The 25,568-nt window shown below is 62.8% G+C and carries 20 protein-coding genes, 1 tRNA gene and 1 pseudogene; 11 read left to right on the forward strand and 11 right to left on the reverse strand.

All coding sequences use genetic code 11. From position 1 onward, the window contains the following. The first annotated feature begins 237 nt into the window (after positions 1–237). A complete protein-coding gene (locus tag WDM24_RS19965) occupies positions 238–546 on the forward strand; it encodes a hypothetical protein (RefSeq protein ID WP_338832183.1) in 309 nt (102 codons plus the stop codon). Between the two features lie 1,087 nt (positions 547–1,633). Here WDM24_RS19965 and WDM24_RS19970 read toward each other — a convergent pair. After that, positions 1,634–1,777 carry a hypothetical protein gene (locus WDM24_RS19970; protein ID WP_338832184.1) on the reverse strand — a complete coding sequence of 48 codons (144 nt, stop codon included), beginning with the start codon at positions 1,775–1,777 and terminating at the stop codon, positions 1,634–1,636. A 562-nt stretch (positions 1,778–2,339) separates the two neighbouring features. Here WDM24_RS19970 and WDM24_RS19975 point away from each other — a divergent pair. Beyond that, positions 2,340–2,489, forward strand: coding sequence for a hypothetical protein (locus tag WDM24_RS19975; RefSeq protein WP_156928667.1), 150 nt, complete (start codon positions 2,340–2,342; stop codon positions 2,487–2,489). A gap of 472 nt (positions 2,490–2,961) precedes the next feature. On the opposite strand, the gene WDM24_RS19980 is transcribed toward WDM24_RS19975, so the two are convergent. Then, complete coding sequence (locus WDM24_RS19980; protein ID WP_338832185.1) at positions 2,962–3,180, reverse strand: hypothetical protein; 219 nt, start codon at positions 3,178–3,180, stop codon at positions 2,962–2,964. Between the two features lie 1,030 nt (positions 3,181–4,210). Between WDM24_RS19980 and WDM24_RS19985 the strand changes: the two genes are divergently transcribed. Beyond that, positions 4,211–4,444, forward strand: a complete 234-nt coding sequence (locus tag WDM24_RS19985) for a hypothetical protein (protein WP_029081904.1) — start codon at positions 4,211–4,213, stop codon at positions 4,442–4,444. Positions 4,445–4,542: 98 nt separating this feature from the next. Next, on the forward strand, positions 4,543–4,785 hold the full coding sequence (locus tag WDM24_RS19990; RefSeq protein ID WP_029081903.1) for a hypothetical protein: 243 nt from the start codon (positions 4,543–4,545) through the stop codon (positions 4,783–4,785). 808 nt (positions 4,786–5,593) lie between these two features. Here the strand turns inward: WDM24_RS19990 and WDM24_RS19995 are convergent. From WDM24_RS19995 to WDM24_RS20005, 3 genes are all read right to left on the reverse strand, one after another. Next, positions 5,594–5,669, reverse strand: a tRNA-Lys gene (locus WDM24_RS19995). A gap of 194 nt (positions 5,670–5,863) precedes the next feature. Continuing rightward, positions 5,864–8,740: a glycosyltransferase gene (locus WDM24_RS20000; protein WP_338832186.1), complete on the reverse strand. Its 2,877-nt coding sequence runs from the start codon at positions 8,738–8,740 to the stop codon at positions 5,864–5,866. Positions 8,741–8,934: 194 nt separating this feature from the next. After that, on the reverse strand, positions 8,935–9,546 hold the full coding sequence (locus WDM24_RS20005) for a beta-1-3, beta-1-6-glucan biosynthesis protein (protein ID WP_338687787.1): 612 nt from the start codon (positions 9,544–9,546) through the stop codon (positions 8,935–8,937). A 244-nt stretch (positions 9,547–9,790) separates the two neighbouring features. Between WDM24_RS20005 and WDM24_RS20010 the strand changes: the two genes are divergently transcribed. Further along, positions 9,791–11,419, forward strand: a complete 1,629-nt coding sequence (locus tag WDM24_RS20010) for a beta-(1-6) glucans synthase (protein ID WP_338832187.1) — start codon at positions 9,791–9,793, stop codon at positions 11,417–11,419. On the opposite strand, the gene WDM24_RS20015 is transcribed toward WDM24_RS20010, so the two are convergent. Together WDM24_RS20015 and WDM24_RS20020 are read right to left on the reverse strand one after the other, a co-directional pair. Continuing rightward, the gene (locus WDM24_RS20015) at positions 11,379–11,759 is read right to left on the reverse strand and encodes a hypothetical protein (RefSeq protein ID WP_338832188.1); all 381 of its coding nucleotides are present in this window, start codon (positions 11,757–11,759) and stop codon (positions 11,379–11,381) included. The two genes, WDM24_RS20010 and WDM24_RS20015, sit on opposite strands and share 41 nt — an antisense overlap. Before the next feature lie 95 nt (positions 11,760–11,854). Next, on the reverse strand, positions 11,855–13,246 hold the full coding sequence (locus tag WDM24_RS20020) for a hypothetical protein (RefSeq protein ID WP_338832189.1): 1,392 nt from the start codon (positions 13,244–13,246) through the stop codon (positions 11,855–11,857). A 183-nt stretch (positions 13,247–13,429) separates the two neighbouring features. Between WDM24_RS20020 and glmU the strand changes: the two genes are divergently transcribed. Next, on the forward strand, positions 13,430–14,788 hold the full coding sequence (gene glmU / locus WDM24_RS20025; RefSeq protein ID WP_338832190.1) for a bifunctional UDP-N-acetylglucosamine diphosphorylase/glucosamine-1-phosphate N-acetyltransferase GlmU: 1,359 nt from the start codon (positions 13,430–13,432) through the stop codon (positions 14,786–14,788). Between the two features lie 535 nt (positions 14,789–15,323). Continuing rightward, positions 15,324–16,099, forward strand: a pseudogene (locus WDM24_RS20030) (IS5 family transposase). A gap of 276 nt (positions 16,100–16,375) precedes the next feature. Here the strand turns inward: WDM24_RS20030 and WDM24_RS20035 are convergent. From WDM24_RS20035 to WDM24_RS20045, 3 genes are all read right to left on the reverse strand, one after another. Next, the gene (locus WDM24_RS20035) at positions 16,376–17,959 is read right to left on the reverse strand and encodes a solute symporter family protein (RefSeq protein WP_338832191.1); all 1,584 of its coding nucleotides are present in this window, start codon (positions 17,957–17,959) and stop codon (positions 16,376–16,378) included. Positions 17,960–17,972: 13 nt separating this feature from the next. Continuing rightward, complete coding sequence (locus tag WDM24_RS20040; protein WP_338832192.1) at positions 17,973–18,263, reverse strand: DUF485 domain-containing protein; 291 nt, start codon at positions 18,261–18,263, stop codon at positions 17,973–17,975. Between the two features lie 108 nt (positions 18,264–18,371). Beyond that, complete coding sequence (locus WDM24_RS20045; RefSeq protein WP_338832193.1) at positions 18,372–19,292, reverse strand: LysR family transcriptional regulator; 921 nt, start codon at positions 19,290–19,292, stop codon at positions 18,372–18,374. 160 nt (positions 19,293–19,452) lie between these two features. On the opposite strand from WDM24_RS20045, the gene WDM24_RS20050 reads away from it, so the two are divergent. Both WDM24_RS20050 and WDM24_RS20055 read left to right on the forward strand, forming a co-directional pair. Then, positions 19,453–20,538 carry a carbon-nitrogen hydrolase family protein gene (locus WDM24_RS20050; protein ID WP_338832194.1) on the forward strand — a complete coding sequence of 362 codons (1,086 nt, stop codon included), beginning with the start codon at positions 19,453–19,455 and terminating at the stop codon, positions 20,536–20,538. 135 nt (positions 20,539–20,673) lie between these two features. Beyond that, positions 20,674–21,468 carry an adenylate/guanylate cyclase domain-containing protein gene (locus WDM24_RS20055; protein WP_338832195.1) on the forward strand — a complete coding sequence of 265 codons (795 nt, stop codon included), beginning with the start codon at positions 20,674–20,676 and terminating at the stop codon, positions 21,466–21,468. A gap of 140 nt (positions 21,469–21,608) precedes the next feature. Here WDM24_RS20055 and WDM24_RS20060 read toward each other — a convergent pair whose 3' ends face one another. Continuing rightward, entirely contained in the window at positions 21,609–22,550 is a 942-nt protein-coding gene (locus WDM24_RS20060; protein WP_338832196.1) for a DUF2971 domain-containing protein, read from the reverse strand. Between the two features lie 344 nt (positions 22,551–22,894). On the opposite strand from WDM24_RS20060, the gene WDM24_RS20065 reads away from it, so the two are divergent. Then, a complete protein-coding gene (locus WDM24_RS20065; RefSeq protein ID WP_338832197.1) occupies positions 22,895–23,488 on the forward strand; it encodes a hypothetical protein in 594 nt (197 codons plus the stop codon). Between the two features lie 212 nt (positions 23,489–23,700). Further along, entirely contained in the window at positions 23,701–25,527 is a 1,827-nt protein-coding gene (gene glmS / locus WDM24_RS20070; RefSeq protein ID WP_166295642.1) for a glutamine--fructose-6-phosphate transaminase (isomerizing), read from the forward strand. The last annotated feature ends 41 nt before the right edge of the window (positions 25,528–25,568 follow it).

Below are 25,568 nucleotides of genomic sequence, written 5' to 3' on the forward strand. Positions count from 1 at the left end.
AAGGTGGAAGAGCCTTCGACGGGGCGCACATGAAGCGCCGTCGACGATCGCAACCGGAAGGGCAACCGGCGAGGGCTCTAATCACGATCCGCCGGCTTCACCACCGGCGGGTTTCGTCCCGCAATTCCGGCCAACACATGGTTCCGGGAACCGCGGCCGTAACGTGCGATTAACCGCGTCACGCGGGGACAGCCGACGGACATAATTGGCCCGCAATGATTGAGGAAATGGCCAATCATGTTTGTTGTGTATTTTCATCAGCGGCGAGCTGCATTCGCCGCGGGGACGTTGTTGTTGGGCCTGTCGCTTTGCGGCTGTGCGACCTCCACCGGTTCATCGCTGATGGATGCCCGGGCCGAAATGCCCGCGCGCCCCAAACCAGGCACATATCTCCCGGTCGAAGATTTGCCGCCGCCGCGCAAAAATCCCGCCATGACGGCTGACGAACGATCGAAGCTTCAGGGTGAACTGATGGCCGCGCGCGACCGCCAGGCGGCGACTGCCAAAGCCCAAGGCGGACCGATCACCGATCCCGTGAAGCCGTAGCCAACGGCGATCCACGACCATCGGAGCGCTTGACGTCCGTTCGTTTGAGGGCGCCTGATGCGGTACGATGAAGAAGGCTCGCCAAGCTACCGCGTGCTCAGTCACACTTGCTCTCGTGGGGCTCTGTGTGACTAGTTGCGCCAGATCAGAGCGCGCCACTGCGCCTCTCACTGGCGAGCCATGGGCGCGAAACCTCGGTGAGTTGCCTCCGCAGCGAACCTCCGCCGACGATGAAGTCTCGCGCGCGAAGGCGGACCTGACTGCGGCGCGAGAGAGAGCGCAGCGTTAGGCCCCCGCAGGAAACGAGTGAGCTACGTCCCCGCGCATTCCTTTGAGGCGGACTTACTGTCGGCCTCTGCGCTCGGCGCGAGCATCGAAATAGATGATCACCGCTAGTGTGGCTCCTACAGCCAAGACGCCAACGCACCCGGTAATCAAGAATATCGCCACCATCGCGAGTTCAGTATTTCTACGGGCATCGGTGCGAGCAATTCACGAATAATTAGCGCCCGGAATACTGCCGCAATGCGTCGGATTGCTTGGACGATGTGGCGACGACGGCACAGTTTTACCCGAACAATGGTGTTAATCCGCCAACCTATGAACTACGGCAGGAGCGCATCATGTCGGGATCCGATACTTGGAACGGAGTCGAGAGAGCGTCACCTCGTGTGCGCGATGAGCAGCGGGTTGACGGCTATCACCAGTTCGACGGGGGCTTCTCGCGGCCGACGCAGAGTTCAAAAACAGTGATTTTGGATCGAGACAATCCGCCCGTTCGTCATAGCCGTTCTGATCGCTGAAAATCGGATCGGTCCACACCTATACACAATCGGGAGCCGTTGCCGCGTCGTCGACGATGGTGCAAGCACCAAGGGTGGATCCTGGCGAAAGCCAGAACTCACCCCCGTCCGGAGCGCCATCTCGGTGGGGCATGGAGGGCCGGCGACGCAACCGCCGGCCTTCTGCTTTTCACCGAGCGAATCCATCGTAGGCGATGGGCGCCCGCTTGATTTCCGCGCCACGCGCGCTCGATTGCGGCCGGTTTCAAACCAGGCAGGCGCGGGGCGGCCGTTCAAGACCACGCTCATCGCATCAACTCGAATAGTTCTTTCACCTCGCTCAGCCGCAGCTTGGTGCCGGCCGGCATGTGCTCGAGCAGCATGTGCCGTGTGCCGACCGTGATCCGGTCGCGTCGAATGTCGTCCTGCTCGGCGTGATAGGCCTGCATATCCGCAGCGAACTGGCGGCGACCTTTGGTGGGATCTCGATCGGCTTTCGGGTGATGGGCATACCGGGAAGATAGGTATCGGGGGGGCCCGTTTGCCGAACCCAACGAAGCGGCCCCAACCTGGGGGCCGCCAACCCGAGCGATATGGGTTTTCCTCCAGCAGTCGGGGGGGCGCCCTTGGCTGGAAGCTTCATATAGACGTTCGGTCGGTCCGATCGTTCCTTATCTACCCGGTTCATCGGGGAGAAAGCGGCAATTCTTGATGGCTGCAGGGAACGCTCCGGTTTCGCTGGGGCCTTTTTCTATGGGCTAAAACAGCGCAACGCCGCCAAGCTTAAAATGCACGCTGGCGGCGTTGATCTAGCCCCGGGAAGGATGCGCAAAATCCCCGACATGTGAGGAGTCTGCACAATGCGTGCCATGGTTCATGTCTCAGACGGATTACCCCCGCGGGGGTATGTCTGTGCGTCTTTATGCGAACAGGCCCGCGACTAAATTGAATTGCAGCAGGGTTTTTCTATTGAAAGAGGCCAGCCAACTGAGGCGGCCGGAGGGGCTTCAAATGCAGACGAAGATCAAAGAGCATATCTGCCCGGCCTGCAATGGAACGGGCTTCCCGCCGGTTGAGCAGCCTGCTCGGGCGGGCCACAAAATCTATCCGGTTAAATGCAAGGCCTGCGACGGCAAGGGCAAAATCACAGAAGACGACTGAGACGGCCTTAGCCGTCCCAGGTTCGATTACCGGGGAGGGCGGCTTGTGGGCACTTCATCCGAGAAGGAGCCAAGCCACGCTTGCGATCAGAGCCACAAAAGACACCGCCGCTGTGCAGACAAAGGCGGCCTCGATGCCGTCAATAGGGTGGTGGTTCGTGTGCATCGGCGCGCTCCTAGATTGGAGCCCGTGGACCGGGGGACATGAGCCACTGGGTCAAATGAGCAGTGGTCTCGTTGTGCCGCGCCCTTCTCAGCAATACTTCCCGCTCCCGGCATGGGGGAAGCTTTCTAGCTCGCTGGCGTAGCTCTTTGGCTTCTTGGCCAAGACGGTCTTCAAGGGGGATAATTTGCGTAGCCCGCCGGCGTCGTCTTCGCTTCATGGCTCCTCTCTCCAAAGCTGACGTTGCCTGCCCAAAACGGAATCAATAAGCGCGAAAAAGCGAAAAGTTCCGCAGGGCGCCGGCCCAGCATCATCCAGATACCCCCTTGGCGAAGTCGATCACCTCGCCCCAGTCTAGGCGAGTGTCGACCCAGCCGACCTTGCCGCAGGCAGTGCACTTGAGGTGCGCCGAGATGTCGTGCCAATCCCAGCCGACGCGGAAGATCAGCACCGTTTTGAAGTCGCCGTTGCGATCGACCGGACCAGTCCAGTAGCGGAGGAATTGAGCGGGCTTGCGGCGCCAGGGCATGAACCGATGATCGCGCCGATCGCGTTCGGAGAGAAGCCGCTAGGAATCGGTCGCCTATGGGTGGCGATCACCAATGGTGGGTCAATCGTCTAGCGCGGTTGGTCCGGATTTTCTTGCCACGTCGTCGAGTGCTCAGAAATCCACTTGGCCGCGTCGTGCTCCGTAACAAAACCCTTGATGACTTCTGTTTCGCCATCGGGCCATAGGATATCGATCCTCCAGCCGGTGCCGGGATTCTTGCAAGCCATGAAAGCTGGTCGCTGCTCGATCATCGGGCGACTATGCGCCGACGGTGGCCGGCTACAAGCCAGTGATCCTGCCACACTTCGCTTTCTGGCCCCGCAATCCTATTGGCGCTGAAATCCCGATCGACGCCGATCCTTTCAGTGATCGGGAGCTCCGGTAGTCATCCCTCGATAATGAGGCGACCCAGGAACGCATTGCAGGCCCGCTCGGCTTCAGCGAACGTGCTGAAGGGCGATCCGGACACTTGAGCCGCGGGCATATTCAGAAAGTCTGGGCGATATGACGCAACAAAACCGGGCTCTCCATGTAGGCCAGGTCCACTTCGGCTCTCGCTGCTGATAACGAATGAATAGTCGTCGCTGCTTGCGATCCAAATTTCCAGATCCTCAGCAGTATCCACGCGGCGAAAGTGCAGGGCCATTTCACCCTCCACCAGGCAGAGGTCCAGGCTTGGTCCTCCGCGGTCATCCAGATGACGCTTAACCTGCTTTTGTGCGGTTGGCCGCTTCAGCCTCCCGCGCCAGCCGCTCCGCCTTTAGGCGCTCTCGATTGTCGTGGAGTGCTTTTTGCGCTTTTGGTGCCCGTCGGCTTCGGTCGTTAGTCATTGTTGACCTCCCATTTGGGCTTAACCGGTCAACGCATAGATATGGCTTTCGATCCTGTCGGCTAGCGGGTGCGCGAACTTCTCGTCCGCTGCCGGCTGTTTTGCGGCATCGACGGGTGCTCCCTGGGGCTTGGCAGGGGACGCGGTTGAGGGCGGGCTGCGGGGGCAGGGAGAGCGGCCATGCCAGATTTCAGGATCATCGAGGGCAGCGGGCCCGACAAGGAAGAGCGCGAGAAGCAAGAGCGGGACGCTGAGGCGCAGCGCGCGCTAGAACGCGTGAAAAACGACGTTGAGCGGACTATCCGCGATGTCGCAGCAAACATGCTTCGCATCATCCGCGGCGCCGGCAAGCCGTATGAGATTTTGATGCAGATGAAGTCGGTGATCGACGCCGCCCGGTTGCTGATTTGCTAACGGGCAGATCAAGTGCGCGTGAGATGTAAGGCCGTTCACATTTGAAAATCGCGAGTCGATCTAACGAACGGGCCAAACCCCGGTGTCGGAGAATCGCGATGCCATTATTCAGCAGCGAAAACTGGTCGAGAACGGCCGCAGCTTCGGTGGCTGGAGTTCTCATCGTAGCAGTGCTTGCCTTTGCGGTCGTTGGCTATGTGGAGTGGTCGTCGGACGCCAATCTGGACCAGTTCATGGGCAGGACGACCGAGGCGGCTGCTGTTACGTTGCCGCTCAAGGGACGAACAGGTTGCGAGCAAAAGTCGCCTTCGGCGCTTTCTCTTCCGCTCGACGACGAGTGAACGCCGTCAGTTGTTTGTCGGCATTCACCCAATCGGGTGATGAGCATACGCTGGCAAGCTCCTAATGATGCGCAGTGCAAAGGTCGGAGGCTTCCAGGCATGAGGAGCGAGAAGATCGCGACAAAGGCCGTATTGGCTGCATCGGCTATCGCCGTTGCCGTTTGGGCAACCATGGGACCGCCGCAGCCAAGCTCAAATTCGCCCGTGCACGTCGCCAGTAGGCAATGACGGGATCGCGGTGGTGGCGGCCGCGATTTGGGACACAATCCTCGATGGATGGCGGCGGGCCGCATGTGCCCTGTGGGGTACCCCGTGAGACCTCGGCAGGAACGCTGCGACGTCGAGTACAATTCGGGCCGCCGGGATGTACCGGCGTTCTGCCGAAGCGAGGCGGCCTGCTCACTGGCGCCCGCGCCCCCAGCAGAGACGGAATGACGGCCCCGGCGATCCCCATGCTGGGGCCGTTTCGTGCCTGCACTTCGGAATGAACGAGCTGACCGCGTGCCCGGATCATCCAGATTAGCGGGACTGCTAGCGTTCAATTGCAGGGCGTCATGACCCACGCTCCGTCGTATCTCCGGAATCCGCATTTGGAGGTCTGAGGGGGCAACGCGGCGGCCGGCTGCGCTCGTTCTTCCAGTACTTGCCGGCGAGCTTCAGCAAGACGATCTCGGATCGTTTGCTTGAGGTTTAATTTGAAGCCAACGATGACCTGGTTTGCTTGCGCAGAGGTCACGCCTGCTGCCCCCGCTGTGCCCCTGAACAAAATCTCGGTAGCTAATATTTCGAGTTAAGTATTTGATTTTATTGGTGAGCGCGGAGGGACTCGAACCCTCGACCCCATGATTAAAAGTCACGTGCTCTACCGCCTGAGCTACGCGCTCACTCACCTGAACATCGGATCCGGACGTCAGCAGGTTAACCCGCAGGTTAGCCCGCATTTGGGATCGTGCTCCAGCCCGCGCTGTGTAGGGGGCAGGGCCCATCGGGTCAATAGCCGAGGGGCGGTCAATTGTGCATCGATCCGCCGGATTTGCTGTTCCCCCACCTGTGGTTAGGGCCGTTTCTTGAAGTCGGCTCAGCCGTCGTGGCGGATTTCCGATCCGACCGGCTGCGACGGGGCGGCGACCGAGGGCAGGCTGACCGGGCGCAACCCGATCAGTTCCGCCGTCCGGATCGCGCTGTTGCGCCAGAACGAGAACTCGTTGATCCGCGAATTCTCCAGGATCGCGATGGAAACCGCGGCGAGGAATGGCAGGCTTTGCAGCACCAGCACGCCGGCGAAGATGTAGATCTCGCGCACCTGCTTGTAGCCGTTGGTGACGACAAGCACGATGGCGCCGACCAAGAGCAGCACGCCGATCACGGCCTCCCAGAACGCCTGGAACTCGATCGACATCCGCGACAGGCCGCCCTTGGAGGTGCGCGCAAAGGCGAGATGCTCGGTGATCAGGCCCTGCGCCACCGCGCGCGACACCGTCCACTGCACGCTCATCGCCGCGATCATGGCGCCCAGCATCTGGGCGGCCTTGATGTTCACGCGCAGCCGGTAGAGCGCCACGAAGTGCACCAGCGAGACGATGAAGGAGGCGATGATCGGCAAGGTCAGAATCTTGTCGGGGATCGCGATGTCGGCGAAGGCGACGATCGGGACCCAGATCAGATTGAGGATCGCGACCACGACGCCGAGGCTTTCGGCGCCGAGCCAGTTGAGCCAGCCGAGCGAGAATTCGCGGCGCTGATCGGGCGTCAGCCGGCTGGCGCCGGGCAGGAAGCGCCGCCAGTGCTTCTTGACGATCTGGAAGCCGCCATAGGCCCAGCGGTGGCGCTGCTTCTTGAAGGCCTCATAGGTGTCGGGCAGCAGGCCTTCGCCGTAGCGCACATTGGTGTAGTGGGTGAGCCAGCCCTGCTGCTGGATCGAGAGACCGAGATCGGTGTCCTCGCAGATCGTGTCGCTGGACCAGCCGCCGGCCTTGTCCATCGCGGCGCGGCGGATCAGGCACATCGTGCCGTGCACGATGATGGCGTTGAACTCGTTGCGCTGGACCATGCCGATGTCGAAGAAGCCGGCATATTCGCCGTTCATGATGTAGTGCATCAGCGAGCGGTCGCCGTCGCGATGCTCCTGCGGCGCCTGCACCAGGCCGACGCGCGGATCGGCGAAGGCCGGCACGAGATCCTTCAGCCAGTCCGGATGCACGACATAGTCGGCGTCGATGATGCCGATGATCTCGGCATCAACGGCAGTCCGCTCCATCGCGATGCGCAGCGCGCCGGCCTTGAAGCCCTGCACCTTCTCGGCATTGATGAACTTGAAGCGCTCGCCGAGCAGCCGGCAGTGATCCTGGATCGGCCGCCAGAAGTCGGGATCCGGCGTGTTGTTGATGATGCAGACGCACTCGAAATTCGGATAGTCGAGCCGCGACACCGCATCGAGCGTCTGCTTCAGCATCTCGACCGGTTCGAAATAGGCCGGGATGTGGATCGAGACTTTCGGAAACGTCACGCTTTCGCCGACCGTGGCGGGCGCAAGCGGCTCGCTTTTGCCGATCAACCGGCGCGGGCCGCGGCCGAATGCCACCGCAGCGATCTCCTCGATTCGCGCCATCGCGATCAGGACCAGCGGAACCAGCAGCACGAGGCCGAGGCTGAGCGCAAAAGCCGAGCCCCAGACGAAGTAATGCGTGGTCCAGTAGGAGAACACGGTCGCAACCCACGCGCCGACACCGTTGGCTGCGGCCGACAGCAGCAGCGCCTGCATCACGGTCGGCTGGTCCAGCCGCAGGATCGGCAGCGACATGAACAGCCCGACAAGGACGGCGACCAGCGCGATCTTCCAGTAGTTCAGATCGGTGACCGGGCCGGTCCAGGAAAACTTCGCCTCGCGGTCGGCATTGAGGATGCCCCAGTAGGGACCAACGCCGCCTTCGAAGAACTTCCAGGGCTGATCGATGGCTTCGACGATGTTGTAGTCCATGCCGATGGCTTCGGCGCGGGTGACGAAGTTGCGCAGCACGGTAGCCTGCTGGAACGGGCCGGGCTCGGCGTTGCGCAGATTGTAACCCTGGCTGGGCCAGCCGAATTCGGCGATCAGGATGCGCTTGCCGGGGAATGAATCACGCAACAGATTGTAGCGGTCGACTGCCTGGTCCACCGCCTGCTTGTCGGTGAAGTTTTCCCAGTAGGGCAGCACGTGGGCGGCGATGAAGTCGGACGAATTGGCGAGCTGCGGGTGATCGCGCCAGATGTTCCAGATTTCACCGGTCGTGACGGGGACGTTGACCGATTTCTTGACCGTTTGGATCACTCTGATCAGCCGGTGTACATTGTTCTCGGCAATCGCCCACTTTGTCGCCTCGGCCCGCTTGTCCTCGGGCTGCACTTCGGCATCGTGAAGGCGTGCGTCCTCCTCGCGCTGAATGCGCGGGGCCTCGTCGCGAAGGAAGCGAGCAAAATCCTCGCGATAGCGCTCGGCCTCGTCTGGGCTGGGGTCGTCCGCCTTGGGCAACGGTCCGAGGTTCTCGATCGGGACCTGCTCGCCGCGGAACACAGTTTCGTTGCCGACGACGATGCCGATGACATTGCTGTTGCGCTTGGCGAGATTGATCGCATTGAACAGCTCGCGGCTGTTGCGGTTGGCGTCCTTGTCGATCCACGCGCCGACCGTGACCTTCATGCCGAATTCGGCGGCGACCGGCGGCACCAGCTCATTGCCTTCAGTCGACGAATAGAGACGGACCGCCTTTGTGAGCGTGGAGAGCTTTCGCAGGTCGGTGCGCACCTTCTCGGTGTCGGCGGCGACATCCGCGACAGTGTGGCCTGGCTCGAACGGGGCGTAGGACAGGCTCGGCAGCGTGCCACGGAAATCGGGCGCCGACTGCTTCTCCTGGAAGAGACCCCACAGGGCGGCGTGGGCAGCGGTGACAAGCAACAGGACGGCGACGACGGCGCGCATCGCGGTTAAACCATACGGGGCCTGAGAGTGAGGACGAAGCGAACCCGTCCCCTGGGTTCGACCAACACGGCGGCGGAGGCAAAGATATCTCCGCCATCCGATTTAACAACTGGTGTGCCGCGATGGCGTTTTAAGGGCGCAAGCCGTTCCAGCTGCGAAAAAAAATCGCGGCCGGACCCGATCGCGGAATGCGGCTATTTCGATGCCGGCGCCGGTGATGCCGACGGGGTCGGCGCGGGCGAGGGCGACGCGGCCGGCGCAGGCGCAGCGGTGCCGGCGGTCGCTGGTGCCGGGGTGGGCGCGGCGGCCGCAGCCGCGGCCTGCGGCTGGGCGCCCGGATTGATCCAGCAGGCGTGGATCCGGCCGTCGAGGCTGCCGCGCACCTTGTCGTCGATCTGGGCGCCGAACCGGGTCAGGCAGCGGAACGCAGCCTGGACGTGGCCGCCGGGGCAGCCGAACCGGTCATAGAGGTCGAGATGGCGGAAGGCGGTGTCGAGGTCGTCGTTCCACATCAGACGGACCACGCGGCGGCCGAGCCAGACGCATTCCGGGTTGCCGGCCGGACCGTTGATGGCCTGCTGGGCCTCGACGAATTCCTCGACCTTGCGCTGGTTGGCTTCCCGCGCGGCATTTGCGTTGGCGTCCGCCTGCCCAGGCTGCTGTTTGGCCTGGTCCGGCGGGTTCGGCGTGCCTGACTGGGCGAAAGCGCCGCCGGCTCCGGTCAGGAGCGCAAGGCCTGCCACAAGGCCCGTCACCGCAAGGTGGCGCAAAGCAGTGTTCTTCAACTCAAGCAGCCGTCGACGCATGCATTCCCCGATATGTTCCTGCCCCCGCGGGATCATCCTAACGGCTTGCGTGATGCCGTCCAAATAGGGCTCCAGCGCGGTGGAGACTCTGGCGGAATCCCATGACTGGAATTTGGTATTTTGTCCAGCAAACTCACAACTTTATCGCACCAGCGCAAAACTGTCGCAGGACAACCATGGTATTGACCTAATCCTACTCTTGGCAGATGGGCTGTGACCGGCTAATTCGACGGTCCCCCGGAGGATGGAACCGATTTCGCTTCGTACGCCGCTGGCGCTTCTCCTGATCTCGCTCGCCGTGATTGCAGCCGTGTGGTGGTGGCTCGCCACGCCGATCACGCTCGCGCGCGCGCCGATCGATCCTGCCGCGAAGCTGCAATGCGTATCCTACACGCCGTTCCGCGGCGCCCAGACGCCGCTGGATCCCACCACGCAAATCCCGGTCGAGCAGATCGAGCAGGACCTCGCCGATCTCGCCAAGGTCACCGATTGCGTGCGCACCTATTCGATCGAGAACGGCCTCGATCAGGTCCCCGGCGTCGCGGCCAAGGTCGGCTTGAAGGTGATGCAGGGCGTCTGGCTCGGCAGCAATCGCTTCAAGAACCTGCAGCAGATCGCGATCGCGGTACGGCTTTCCAAGGAGTATCCCGGAGTCATCACCGCGCTGATCGTCGGCAATGAGGTGCTGCTGCGCGGCGAGATGACGGCCGCCGATCTCGCCGGCAACATCCGCGCGGTGAAGGCCGCGGCGGGCAATGTCCCTGTCACCTATGCCGACGTCTGGGAATACTGGCTGAAGAATCGCGAGATCTATGAGGCGGTCGATTTCGTCACGATTCACATCCTGCCGTATTGGGAGGACATCCCGATCAAGGCCAAGTACGCCGCCGCCCATGTCGACGACATCCGCAAGCGGATGGCGGTGACGTTCCCGGGCAAGGAGATCCTGATCGGCGAGACCGGCTGGCCGAGCACGGGGCGGATGCGGGAGGGCGCCTTGCCGTCGCGCACCAACCAGGCGCGGGTGGTGTCCGAGATCCTCGATCTCGCCAAGCGCGAGGGGTTTCGGGTCAATTTGATCGAGGCCTATGACCAGCCCTGGAAGCGCAGGCTCGAGGGCACCGTCGGCGGCTATTGGGGCCTGTTCGATTCGATCAAGCGGCAGGTGAAGTATCCGCCGGGCGTAGCGATCAGCAACTATCCCGCCTGGAAGCTGCAGATGGCGGGCGGCATGGCGCTGTCCGTCGCGACCTTCTTTGTGGCCTGGCTGACGCTGCGCCGTAGGCCCTGGACGCCGCGGCCGTCGGCCTGGTTCGCGGTCGCCATTTCGGCGACGACGGCGGGGACGCTGCTCGGAATCGCCGGCGACAAGATGTATTATGAGAGCTACGGCGCCGGCGGCTGGCTGCATTGGGCCGTGCTGCTCGCGGCCGCGATCGCCTCGCCGTTGCTGACGGCGCATGCGCTGATCGCCGGGCGCTCGCTGCCGACCTTCTTGGAACTGGTCGGGCCGCGCGACTATCGCGGCAAGGGCGTGATCGGCGCATTGCTGGCGATCGTGCTGGCGGTCACCACCGTGATCGCGGCCGAAACCGCGCTCGGTTTCACCTTCGATCCGCGCTATCGCGATTTTCCGTATGCTTCGCTGACCATGGCCGTGGTGCCGTTCGCGCTGCTGACCATGCTCAATCGCCCGAAGGAGGGCGTCCGGCCGATCGCCGAATCCGTGTTCGCCGGCCTGTTGGCGATCGCGGCCGGCTACATGTTCATCAACGAGGGCACCATCAACTGGCAGTCGGACTGGACCTGCGTGATGTACCTGCTGCTGGCGGCTACGCTGTGGCGGGCGCGGGCCGCGCAAAACCCAGGATAAACAGCCCGATCGCGAGCCCTGACAGCACGACATTGTAGAGCACGATGCCGAGCCCGGCGGCGATCAGCCCGGCGGTCAGCAGCACGATCGACGGCCGCGTCAGGTTCAGCACCGCGATCACCAGCGCGGTGATGCCGAACACCGAATTCTTGAACAGCACGGTCGAGAGCGCGCGCGCCTTGCAGAGCATGTTCTGCGTGCCGGCGTCGCAGGCCAGCGCAACAGGCGAGAACTCGATCGCCAGATACCGCACATACAGCGCGTAACCGACGGTGAGGAAGCCGATGACCAGCAGGAACTGGACCTGATAGGGCGAGAGGCGGAACGGAGGTTTTGTCATCGCGGCACTATGGTCGGGAACGGGGTCGGGGACAAGGCTCGGTCAAAGCAGCGAAATCGGTTGAGAATTTGGCCGCAATCCCTTGCCGGACATGATTATTGGCTGTTCCGCCGGAACATCGAGGAAATCGTCGTCGGCTCCGGCTTCTTGTCCTCGGCCACAGGCTGCGGGGGTGGTGCAGCAGTGCGCTTCGGCGCCATCCGCCGATGCGCCGGGACAGGCTTGCTGCCGGCCGGCGGCTCGTTCAGGGCGAGCCGTTGGCCGTCATAGATCGCCGTCTCGCAGGTCCGCTGGATCAGGCTGAGGCCCGCGCAAATCTTGGCGGCGGTGCCGGCGTCGTTCAACGGTCCGGCCACCAGGCGCAGCTGCATGCCGAGCCCATTGCTGCCTTCCTTGATCACGATGATCGGCCGCAGCGCGGCCAGCGGCGCGTTGGCCTTGGACTTCAACAGACCACGCCACAGCGCGCGTAGCCCGTTGACCGAATTCGCGGTGCCGAGATCGATGCCGAATTCGGTGCGCTGGATCTGCGCCTTCGGCGCGCCGGCATCGTCGTCGACGTCGGAGTCCGGATCGGGAGTGATGACCAGCGGCGGCATCGGTGCTGCGGTCACGTCGTTGGCGGTCGGCGGCTTGACGGCCTCGGTGGCCTTTTTCGCTGCAGGCTCAAGCGATGCCACGAGCGGCTTGTCCGCGACCGGCGTGGCCGGGGGCACCGGCGCAGCCGTTTTTGCATCCTCGGCGCTGGCCGCCGCGGCCGCCGTCATCGGGCTCGCAATCGATGCTGCGGAGCCGGAGCCCGGTTGCGATGAGGCCGGTTGCGAATTCTCCGCGGCCGGCGGCTTCTCGGACACGACCTGCGGCTTGGTCGCGGGAGCAGGTTTCTTGTCGGCCACCGCCGGCTTCTCAGCCGCAGCAACCGGCTTCTCGACCGATCCTGCCGGCTTGCTGTCGGTTGAAGCAGCCGCCTTGTCCGATATCGCCGACTTGTCCGGCACGACCGGCGGCGTGGTTGCGACCGGGGCGACGGCCGGCACGGCGGGCGCTGAATTGGCGGGAGCGGGTTGCGTGGGGGCCGCCGCTGCAGAGCTCGACGGCGCCGGTGCCGTGGCCTGCTTGGCGATCGTGCCGGTCACGGAGTCGAGGCCCTGTTCCAGGCTGGTGATGCGTGAATAAAGCCGGTCGCGATCGCCGCTCAGCGTATCGATCGCGGACGCCAGCCGGCGCGTCTCGTTGTGGCTCTCTTTCGCCAGCGTCTGCAATTGCTGGGCCTGGCGTGCAATGTCCGACGCTGCGACCTGGTCGCGCTTCAGCGTCAGCGCCGACTGGTTGGCCATTACGGAGACGATCACGGCGCCGACCGCGGCGACGCCCCACGAGCCGAGTCGCCATAGCATGCGGCGATCGAAAGCTTCCTCCTCGGCCAAAAAGCCGGTGGTGCTCTCGGTGTCGAAATCCGCCGCCAGATTGTCGCGATCTTTGGCCAAAGCCCGCTTGGCCCTCCTCAAGGCCCGCCGAATCACGAGGTAAAGATTAACAGGAAATGGACCGGGAACTTGATTCTGAGCGGCGGCGGGGGCGAAACGGTTTCTTCTGCCGGGGAAAACAATTAAAGACGGCCTCAAAGTAAGCTTTGCGCAGCGAACTGCGCGGGAGATCGAGGATTGCGAATGACTGCGCGAACCAGCCTGACTGTGGTGCTTGCGGCCGGTGAGGGCACGCGGATGCGCTCGTCGCTGCCGAAGGTGCTGCACCCGGTGGCCGGGCAGGCGCTGCTGTCGCATGTGCTCAATGCCGCCGCCGCCGGCGAAGGATCGCAGCTTGCGGTCGTGATCGGCCCCGACCACGAGGCGGTCGCCGCCGAGGTGCGCCGGGTGCGTCCCGACGCGCAGACCTTCGTGCAGCGCGAACGGCTCGGCACGGCGCATGCGGTGCTGGCCGCGCGCGAGGCGATCGCCCGCGGCGCCGACGACCTGCTGGTCGCGTTCGGCGACACGCCGCTGATCTCGGCCGAGACCTTTGCGCGGATGCGCGCGCCGCTGCGCGACGGCGCTGATCTCGCGGTGCTCGGCTTCCGCGCCGCCGACCCGACCGGCTACGGCCGGCTGGTGGTCGAGAACGGCAGACTGGTCGCGATCCGCGAGCAGGCCGACGCCAGCCCCGAGGAGCGCAAGATCACGCTGTGCAATGCCGGCGTGATGGCGTTCGGTGGCAAGACCGCGCTCGCGATCATCGAGAAGATCGGCAACGCCAACGCCAAGGGCGAATATTATCTGACCGATGCTGTCGGCATTGTCAGGGAACTGGGACTGGAGGCCGTCGTGATCGAAACCAGCGAAGACGAAGTGCGCGGCATCAACACCAAGGCGCAGCTTGCGGAAGCCGAGGCCGTGATGCAGGCGCGGCTGCGCAAGCAGGCGCTCGAGGCCGGCGTGACCCTGATCGCGCCGGAGACGGTCTATCTCGCGGCCGACACCAAATTCGGCAAGGACGTCACGATCGAGCCGTTCGTGGTGATCGGCCCCGGCGTTTCGATCGACGACGGCGCCGTGATCCATTCCTTCTCGCACATCGTCGAGGCCAGCATTGGCAAGAAGGTATCAGTCGGTCCCTATGCGCGGCTGCGGCCCGGCACCTCGCTCGGCGACGGCGCGCGGATCGGCAATTTCGTCGAGACCAAGGCCGCGACGCTGGAGGCCGGCGTCAAGGTCAACCATCTCTCCTATGTCGGCGACGCCCATGTCGGCGCCAATTCCAACCTCGGCGCCGGCACCATCACCTGCAATTATGACGGCTTCCTCAAGCACAAGACGCTGATCGGCGAGGGCGCCTTCGTCGGCACCAACACGTCGCTGGTCGCGCCTGTGACGATCGGCAAGGGCGCCTATATCGGCTCGGGCTCGGTCATCACCAAAGACGTCCCCGACGACGCGATGTCGATTGAGCGTAGTGAACAATCCATCCGCGAAGGCGGCGCCGCGCGCTATCGCCAGGCCAAGATGAAGGCGAAGGCTGCGAAGGGGAAGTGAGGCAGTCGCGTCATCACGAGCCCGTCTGTGCGAAGAGATGCCGTCCCTGCGTATCCCAACCCGGGATGTCATCACCCGCGCATGCGGGTGATCCAGTATTCCAGAGACGTCCATGCTTGAGCCGAAAGGCCGCGGCGTACTGGATCGCCCGGTCGAGCCGGGCGATGACAGTTTGGGTTGGGACGCATCTTCGCATTCTCGCGACATGATTTGCCCGAGCTTTGCTCTTCATTCCGCCCTCTCTTGAACAGAGGGCGCAGGGAAAGCCGGGTGCCGATCGCACCCATGGGCCCCGAGCAAAGGTAGAAAGCTCGGGGGTAGGACCACAGGTGTAACCGGAGCAATCCGGCTTTCCCTGCGCGATGGTTTTACGGCTTACTTCGTGCTCTCCCCGGCGAGACTGGGCTTGTTTGTCACCGCCTTCGCAAGGCGCAATTGCGTCTTACAAGGGGACACCGGCCACTAGGTGGTGTGGACTCTAAGGATTCCCTTTTAGGAGCAAATCAGATTCAAGGCTGCTTTTGGGGAGGCCGCCTTGGGTGTGATGGACCGTTTGGTATTGAGCGACGCGGCGTGGGAGCGGATAGCGCCGCTGATCATAGGGCGCCCCGATCAGAAGGGCTCCACCGGGCGCGACAACCGGATGTTCGTGGAAGGTGTGCTGTGGATCGTGCGTACGGGGTCTCCCTGGCGCGATCTTCCGGAGGTGTTTGGGGACTGGAACAGCGTGTTCCGGCGCTTCAGTCGATGGAGCATCAAGGGTGTTTGGTGGCGGATCTTCGAGGCGATGTCCGATGATCCGGACTTCGAATATCTGATCGTCGATTCCACCATTGTTCGGGCGCATCAGCACGCCGCCGGCGCCAAAAAGGGGGGTCTGAAGATCAAGCGGAAGATCAAGCGATCGGCCGCTCGCGCGGCGGCCTGAGCACCAAGATACATATGGCCGTTCGAGGCTTGGGATGTCCGGTGCGGTTCACGCTTACCGCAGGTCAGAAGGGCGATGCACCGCAAGCCGCCGCATTGATCGAAGGCTTATCCGCCGAGGTCGTCATGGCCGATACGGCCTATGACGCCGATCACTTGCGCCAAGCCATCGCCGCCAAAGGCGCGCTCGCCGTGATCCCCAACAACCCGTCACGGGCGCTCAAATATCCACTCGACAAGCATTTCTATGCCCAGCGTCATCTCGTCGAATGCTGCTTCTCAAAGCTCAAGCAGTTCCGCCGCGTTGCAACCCGCTTCGAAAAGACCGCCCGAAATTACCTGGCCGTCGTCACTCTCGCAGCCATCGTCTTATGGATGCGATAAGTGTCCACACCACCTAGGGCGTCAGGACCACACGACTTCACCGTCCGCTTCGCGTGCTCTCGTCAGTCACACGCTCGGCGTCCATCGCATCCCACACCGCGTTCGTGACGACCGCGAAGCGCCCCTCGATCGGGTGAGACGGGCAGATCTATAACACTGAGTTGCACTTCTGATAAAGCGAAATATTTTTTGCTGCGGGGGCTTGCGCCGTCGGGCAACTCAGCGCTAGGGGGCGCCAGCAAGAACGCGATCGTATCGTCGGCCGGCCGACGCGGTTCAGGCGGCACTCTTCGCCTGGCGCGGCGCGTCGGTGTTCGGCTGGACCGGTCCGAACAGGATGCGCCGCTGCATCTCGTCAAAAGCGAGATTTGCGTTCTTCTCCCGCGTGACCAGCGAGAGCAGGATCGCAACCGCAAACGATAGCGGCATGCTGATAATCGCAGGATTGCGCAGCGACACGAACCACCATTCATGCTGGATCGCGGCCAGCGGCTTGCCGAGAATGTCGACCTGGATGGTGGGCGACAGATAGATCAGCACCAGGGAGCTCAGCGTGCCGACGAGGATGCTGGCCACGGCTGCAGGCGTCGTGAAGCGGCGCCAGGTGATGGCGAGCACGAGCGAGGGGAAATTCGCGGCGCAGGCGATCGAGAACGCAAGCCCCGCCATGAAGGCGACGTTCTGGCCCTCGAACGCGACCCCAAGAATGATGGCGAGGATGGAAATCATCACGGTCGCGACGCGCGCGACCTTGAGCTGCTCGGCCTCCGAAGCGGTGCCGTCCCGGATCACATTGGTCCAGACGTCGTGGCAGAGCGTTGCGACGCCCGACAGCGTCAACCCCGCGACGACGGCGAGCATCGTCGCAAAGGCGACCGCGCAGATGAAGCCGAAGAACGCATTGCCGCCGACGGTGAGCGCGAGCAGGGGCGCTGCCATGTTGCCGCCGCCTCCGGCCTTTGCCACCGCCTCGGGGCCGACCAGCACCATGGCGCCGAAGCCGATGATGAAGACCATGAGATGAAAGACGCCGATCAGGCCGGTTGCATAGAGGATCGACAGCCGCGCGGCCTTGGAATCCTTCACCGTATAGGCCCGCATCAGCACATGCGGCATCGCGGCGGTCCCGAACATCAGGCCGAGCCCGAGCGAGATGGCATCCCATTGGCCGGAGATCACCTTCGATCCCGGCTGCAGAACCTTGGTGCCGTATTTCTCGGACGCCGCGGCGAACAGCTTCAGCGGGTTCATGTCGAAATGGGTCAAGACGAGGAAGGCGAGCAGGATGCCGCCGCCCATCAGCAACGCAGCCTTGACCACCTGCACCCAGGTGGTCGCCAACATCCCGCCAAACAGCACATAGACCAGCATCACGCTGCCGACGATGACGACCGACCAGGTGTAGGGCAGGCCGAACAGCAGCTTGATCAGCGATCCTGTCGCGACCATCTGGGCGATCAGGTAGAACAGGATGACGGCAAGTGTACCGACGGCGCCGGCAAGGCGCACCGGGCGTTGGCGCAGGCGATACGCCACAACGTCGGCGAAGGTGAAGCGGCCGACATTGCGCAACGGTTCGACGATCAGGAACAGAATGATCGGCCAGCCGACGAGCCACCCGATCGAATAGATCATGCCGTCGAAGCCGTTTGAGGTGACGATGCCGGCAATTCCGAGCAAGGCGGCAGCGCTCAGGAAGTCTCCCGCGAGTGCCCAGCCATTCTGCCACGGCGTGACCTGACCACCGGCGGCAAAGAAGTGCTCGGTGGTGCGCGTGCGCCGTGCGGCCCAATAGGTGATCGCCAGCGTCAATGCCATGAAGGCGAAGAAGAACCCGATAGAAAGCGCGCTGCTGCCCATTTTCTCTGCCCCTTTAGCGAAGGTTGCGGATGCCGGCGTCGAACACCCGGTTCGCCCACAGCACGTAGACCAGGCAGAGCGCGAAGGACGAGATGATGACGAGCGGGCCCAGCACAATGCAGAGCGACAGGCCGGGCATCAGGATGGTGCCGAGAAGCGGCTTGTCGAACGCGAAAAGCCCCATGAAGCCGAAATAGATCACCATCATCGCGACGCTGAGAACGAGCGCGACCGTTAGCCGCTTCTTGGCCAAGGCGCCGACGCTCGACGCCGGATCGACATTGCCTGACGTAACCACCTTCATATTTGGCCCCTCAAAACTTCAGCGCGCCCTGCCTGGCGCCAATCGGAGGAGCTTCAGCCGGGCTCCGACGGAAGGGAATTATGGATTTTTGCAATCTGCCGTGCGCGGCTACGGCACGGCATCGGCCAGGGTGACCTGCATGTCGGGGTCCTGCTTCAGGGTATTTTTCAGAAACGCGCGGACGGCGCGGATGCGCGGGGCAAATTGCAGGTCACTATGGACATTGAGCCACACCTCCCGAACGGTGCCGGCGAGGGCGGGCAGCACGGGTATGAGGTCGGGCCGGTCGTTTGTGGCAAAGCTCGGCAGCATCACGATGCCGAGGCCGCCCGCCGCAGCGTTCATCTGCGCGATCATGCTGTTGGAGTGGAAGGCGATTTTCGGCTCTTCGATGACGTCGGCGAGCCAGCGCACCGAATCGACCTGGACCAGGTCCTCGATATAGGAGACGAACCAATGATCCCCGAGGTCGCGAAGGCTTGCCGGCGTGCCGTGATGGTCGAGATAGCTCTGGCTCGCGAATAGCCCAAGCCGAAACTTGCCGATGCGCTCGGAGATCAGGCCCGGACCGGGCGGCCGGAAGAAGGACACGAACAGATCGGCTTCGCGCTTGTGGACGTAGACCGTCTGGGCTGATGTGACGAGTTCGACGGTGAGTTGCGGCGTGGTGCGACGCAGCTTGGCAAAGCGTTGCGCAAGGTAGAGCGAGGCGATCCCCTCCATGGTGGCGAGCCGCACGTTCCCGACGAGTTCCTGGGTGTCGCCGGCGCTGGCCTCCTCGCGAATGGCGATCACCGCGCTCTCGACCCGCTCGGCATGACGCAGCAACCGCTCGCCGATTTCGTTGAGCTTGAGCCCGGTGCGGTGGCGTTCGAACACCGCAACCCCGAGGGAAGCCTCCATCTGGGCGATGCGCCGGCTGACGGTGGAATGGTCCAGCCGCAGCCGCTTTGCTGTCTGGCTCAAATTTCCGGCGCGGGCGGCGCAGAGAAAGACCCGCAAATCGTCCCAGTTGATCGTATCGAACATGACTTGCCTCCCGATTCCGGACCTTGTCAGCAAAGCAATTCCCGTTCCAACGCCCAGCGGCTCCGATCCTTCGCAACCGACCTTGCGACAATTCCGATGCACGCCGGGAAGGCAGGGATGATAGCGCTTCGTCCACCCATCCTAGCCGGGATTTTTCGACATGCTCCCTCGTTTCAAGGCTGCTGCCGTCCACGCTGCGCCCGTCTTCCTCGACAGCCGGGCGACCACCGAAAAGGCGATCGCCATCATTCGCGAGGCGGCCAGGGCCGGCGCCGAGCTGATCGCGTTTCCAGAAACCTATATTCCCGCCTTTCCGGTCTGGGCCGCGCTGTGGCCTCCGATCGACAATCACGACTTGTTCGTGCGCATGGCGGAGCAATCCGTGCTGGCGGACGGACCGGAAGTGGCGCAGCTTTGCGCCGAGGCGCGCGCCCTCGGCGTCACCGTCTCGATCGGCATCAGCGAGCGCTCGGCCGTCAGCGTCGGGGGGCTGTGGAACTCGAATCTGTTGATCGGAGAGACCGGTGAAATTCTGGTCCACCACCGCAAGCTGGTTCCGACCTTCTATGAGAAGCTGGTGTGGTCGTCGGGGGATGGTGCGGGCCTCAAGGTCGCGGAGACGCGGCAGGGCCGGATCGGCGGGTTGATCTGTGGCGAGAACACCAATCCATTGGCCCGCTTCGCGCTGATGGCGCAGGGCGAACAGGTGCACATCTCGAGCTGGCCGCCGATGTGGCCCACAAGGCGCCCGGCAGGCGGCGGCAATTTCGACAACGTCGCCGCCAACCGCATCCGGGCCAGCGCCCACTGCTTCGAAGCCAAGGTCTTCGGGATCGTGACCGCGGGCTATATGGACGAGGCGATGCGTGCCTTCCTCATCGAACGCGATCGAAACATCGCCGACGTGATCGACCGGACGCCACGTGCGGCGAGCTTCTTCGTCGATCCGACGGGCAACGTCTTTGGCGATGCATTGCAGGACCAGGAGGGGATCGCCTACGCGGAGATCGATCTCAATCGTTGCGTCGAGCCGAAACAGTTTCACGACGTGGTCGGTTACTACAACCGCTTCGACATCTTTGACGTGACGGTCGACCGCAGCCGGCTAACCCCGGCACGATTTCGCGACGAAGAACAGCCGATAGCGGAAGCGCAAGACGAGGCAATTCTATCCGTCGATGCTGGTTCGAACGGGCAGCGGCGCGATGTGAGCAACTTCAATCGCAGTCGCACCTTTGGTTCCTGACGGCGGTTCGAACGAAATGGGCGATCGTAGGCGGCTTGGGTAGCTGCATGCCGGTGCTGTTGCCAATAGGGGAATGGTTGATTACGCTTTACCCCAGGTTGGCACCCCAGCGCTCTTTCGATCGGCCGGACGCTCATGCCCAAATTCCTTCGCATCGGAGTCCATCAGTCGAACGTTTCCGGATACACGTCAAAGGCATGGTGCATTCGACGGGTTGGTTCGACGGTCTTCCTGAAATGGGGCGCCGTGGAGGTTCAGGGCGCCGGAGTCGGGCGCAGGGTCTACTGGACGTTTCCACCGCACGAAAAAACCATTCGCTGCCGCACGGTGCAGCGTGCCCAGGACTACACAAAGGCCGCAATCGCGCGGCGGCGCAGCCATCGCTATGAGCCACTGACCGGAAATATTGCGAACCGGCGGCGAACCGCCGATCGAAGCCCGGAGCTCAAACAGGCGCTCGCCACGATCCTCTTTGTCGATATCGTCCGATCGACGGAAAAGGCCGCGCGGCTCGGCGATTCACGTTGGGCGCAGGTGATGAATCACTATTACGCCGCCGTTCGTCGGGAGCTGAAGGCCTTGCGCGGCAAGGAAGTCGTGACGACAGGAGACGGCGTGCTGGCGACGTTTGGCGCGCCGGCCGCCGGGATCCGTTGCGCGACCGCGATCCGTGACGCCGTGCGCACGCTGGGACTGGAGATCAGGGTCGGACTGCACGCGGGCGAATACAAGGTGAGCGGGGCGGAGGTGATCGGTCTCGCGTTTCACATCGGCGCGCGCGTCGCCGCCAAAGCCCATGCCGGCGAAGTGCTGGTCTCGAGCGCGGTCAAGGATCTGATGCCGGAGTCCGGGATTCGTTTCAAGGATCGCGGCGCGCACCAGCTCAAGGGCGTGCCGGAGCGATGGCGGCTCTATCAGGTCGAACAATAAGGGGCCGGCAAGCGTGGACGCCGGATTACCGTGCGCCGAGAATGCGCTGCCACAGCGTGCCGCCGACCACCTTCCAGCCGAGATAGAAATACAGCACGATCAGCGCGAACAGCAGTAGCGCGGGAGCGCCGGTCAGGCGCTCACTTCGTGCGGCCCCTGGCCGTGATCGCGTCCATCTCAGCAACGTAAGTGTCAAGCATGCCCAAATTGTCAAGAATGCGAAATGGATTTCGTGATGCGGCATCTTGGCGAAGCTGATCGCTGATCTGACACCACGAGCACTCCAGGGCTTCCCGAGCTATGGGTTCCATACATGTCCCACAGTATTGGTTGCAAGCACTCAGCTGTCCCTGATCGAACGAGAACGGTTGTTCAGAGCCATCCACAAAGAAAGGAGTCGCGGAGTTTTTTCCGATACGAAGTTCGAAGTAGCGGCAGCCTAGTTCTTTCGCTTTCTCTTTCAAGGACTGCTTAGTCGCGTCCGATGCTCGTGCGCCGCAGATGATACTTGTGATGCATTTTTTGGGTACATCGAACAAAATAATGGGGCCAACCGTCCGAGTGTCCTTTTCGTCTTGCGCGACAAGCCGCCGCTCTTGCTCGTAAGCCCAGCAGGAAGTCTTGGTGAAGTAGGCAGAGAAAAGAACGCTCCTTCGCAAAAGATAGGTATGGCGCATCTTACTGGTGCCGTAAGCCATCCCAAGCGACGAGGACAGATCGTGGATCGGTGCGTCAGAATAGCTTACGTCATTGCAGCTTATGTCAGGTAAAAGCTCGGACAGTTTAGTCTCCGAAACTTCGATGACAAATCCCTCATGGTTTTGGGCATAGTGCGCCCACATCGGAATGACGGCTGGAGACCGCGAGAAGCAGGTTGTGGGATACTGCGGCAGTTCGCCGATCACGTCGGCATAGAAGGCGAGAAGGTCCGGTTTTTGATTGAAATCGATTGTGAGAAATAGCTCGTAGGGGTCGTTGAAGTCTTTTGGTAAGGAACATTTGAATGTCACGTTGTCAGGTGAAGGAAAAACTTTGTCGAGCACTTCGGGGCCCAGATACTTGTAGATGGTCTTAATCGTCATGAAGTTTGCTCGATGTGCGGCGTATCGCGAATATCTCTACTACAGCTTAGTTGTGCCGCAGGGAAAACGCCACTGATGATTATGGAACGGTCCCGGCTTTTCGGATCACATTAGACGTTCATAACGGTCGAGAGTGGACATGAGGTCTGACTCAGCCCGTAGCCCGCATGAGCAAGGTGATATATGGGACCAAGACCCGGATGTCGCTGCGCTCATGCGGGCTACGCTTGCTGTTTGCGTCAAACGGCTCTGCCCGGGAATTCCGAGTGACTATGGATTCCTCCGGCTTGCGTTGACGATGGGACACAAAATCACATCACGCCCAAAGCAGGAGACGCGCAATTGTGGCCGACAAGGATTTAGTAGACAGGGTCATGCGGTTCTCTGACGTGGTGCACGAAACGCGCCTTGTCATGACGATCCTGCAGTTCGCGCGCAGTGGGCATGCTACGGACGTCATGGTCGAACAGGCGTTAGCTCTCGTTGACAGACACGTCACCATCGCGAAGAGCGAAAGCGATGATAATCTGCTTAGGTCGGCACTCGATCTCAAGTCTGGGCTCGAGAAAGCGCTCGTCAATGGCGTAAAGTCGCTTCGTAGCGTGCGCGAGCCCGGCGACGAAGTTCGCAAGGTTGAGGAGCCGCTGGCGCGTGCGCGCATATCACTCGGTCACCAGGTCAGACGCCAACGCCGATGCGCGGGGGGCGTCATCGACATTCTCGATGTTACGGCTGACGAGTTGATCGAATGCAAACTGCGCGGCACAAGTGCAGCTCTTGGCGAGGCTGCCGGACAGCTCAAGCGGTACGGCCGCTCGTTCCCGGGATCGCGGTTGACCATTGCCGTACTGGGCGTAGAACCCGAGGCGGACTGGCTCGCCGAGATATTGCGCAGGGAGGGTATCACCATAATTGAGCTTGGGGATGGAAGTCGGTAGCTCCCTGTAGGCGGGCGCGCTGTCTGGGCGCCCGCCGACGCACTCTTGCCAAAATAGTTAGCCCCGATTAACCAGCCTTTTGCATCAACCTTGCCGTTTAAGACTGTCGCAATCGGCAATAATTATTGAGTATCTTGCGGCCGGCGATTCCCGTTAAGGGACCGTGTCGCCACTTCGGCAAATTTTCGGCGATTTTGGGGATAGTGAACCGCATGTGCGGCATCGTCGGCATTCTTGGACGCGCTCCGGTCGCGGAGCAATTGGTGGATTCGCTCAAGCGGCTGGAGTATCGCGGCTATGATTCCGCGGGTGTCGCCACGCTGGAGAATGGCACCCTGGCGCGGCGCCGTGCCGAGGGCAAGCTGAAGAATCTGGAGGCCCGGCTGGAGGCGAAGCCGCTCGGCGGCCACACCGGCATCGGCCACACCCGCTGGGCCACCCACGGCAGGCCGACCGAGAACAACGCGCATCCGCACGCCACCGAGCGCGTCGCCGTGGTGCATAACGGCATCATCGAGAATTTCCGCGAGCTGCGCGAGGGCCTCGAGGCCAAGGGCGCGGTGTTCTCGACCGAGACCGACACCGAGGTCGTGGTGCATCTGGTCGACAATCTGCTCAAGGGCGGCGTCAAGCCGATCGAGGCGGTGAGGGCGGTGCTGTCGGAGTTGCGCGGCGCGTTCGCGCTCGGCTTCATCTTCGCCGGCGAGGACGATCTGATGATCGGCGCCCGCAACGGCCCGCCGCTCGCGGTCGGCCATGGCGAGGGCGAGATGTATCTCGGCTCGGACGCGATCGCGCTCGGGCCGTTCACCGACACGATCAGCTATCTCGAGGACGGCGACTGGGTGGTTCTCAACCGCAAGGGCGCCACGATCTTCGACAAGGACAACGCCATCGTCCACCGCGAGGCGATCAAGCACACCACCGCGACCGCGCTGGTCGACAAGGCCAACTATCGCCACTTCATGGCGAAGGAGATTCACGAGCAGCCCGAAGTGGTCGGGCACACGCTCGCGCGCTATGTCGACATGGCGACCGAGCGCGTCACCATGCCGGTCAAGCTGCCGTTCGATTTCAAGGATATCCAGCGCATCTCGATCACCGCCTGCGGCACCGCGAGCTATGCCGGCTTCGTCGCAAAATACTGGCTGGAAAAGCTGGCGCGGCTGCCGGTCGAGCTCGATGTCGCATCCGAATTCCGCTACCGCGAGGCGCCCTTGCGCAAGGGCGACCTTGCGATCTTCATCTCGCAGTCGGGCGAGACCGCCGACACGCTGGCGGCGCTGCGCTACGCCAAGTCGCAGGGCGCGCACACGCTGTCGGTCGTCAACGTGCCGACCTCGACGATCGCGCGCGAGAGCGAGACCGTGCTGCAGACGCTGGCCGGCCCCGAGATCGGCGTCGCCTCGACCAAGGCGTTCACCTGCCAGCTGATGGTGCTGGCCTCGCTCGCGGTCGCCGCCGGCAAGGCGCGCGGCGAGCTGTCCGATGCCGACGAGGCCAAGCTGGTGCACGGCCTGGTCGAGATTCCGCGCCTGATGTCGGAAGCGCTCACCACGGAAGTGCAGATCGAGAAGCTGGCGCGCGAGATCTCGAAATCGCGCGACGTGCTCTATCTCGGCCGCGGCACCAGCTATCCGCTGGCGCTGGAAGGCGCGCTGAAGCTGAAGGAAATCTCCTACATCCATGCCGAGGGCTACGCCGCCGGCGAGCTCAAGCACGGGCCGATCGCGCTGATCGACGAGCACATGCCGGTCGTGGTGATCGCGCCCTACGACAAGGTGTTCGAGAAGACCGTCTCCAACATGCAGGAGGTCGCCGCCCGCGGCGGCAAGATCATCCTGATGACCGACGCCAAGGGCGCGGCGGAGGCCACCATCCAGTCGCTGGTGACGATCGTGATGCCGGACATGGGGGCGACCTTCGCGCCGATCGTTTACGCCGTTCCGGTGCAGCTGCTCGCCTATCATACCGCCGTGGTGATGGGCACCGACGTCGATCAGCCCCGGAATCTGGCCAAATCGGTCACGGTCGAATAGCCGCAAGCCGCGGCTTCACGCGGCCCCTTCAAAAATGCGTC

The sequence above is a fragment of the Bradyrhizobium sp. 27S5 genome (assembly GCF_037217225.1).
GTDB lineage: Bacteria > Pseudomonadota > Alphaproteobacteria > Rhizobiales > Xanthobacteraceae > Bradyrhizobium > Bradyrhizobium septentrionale.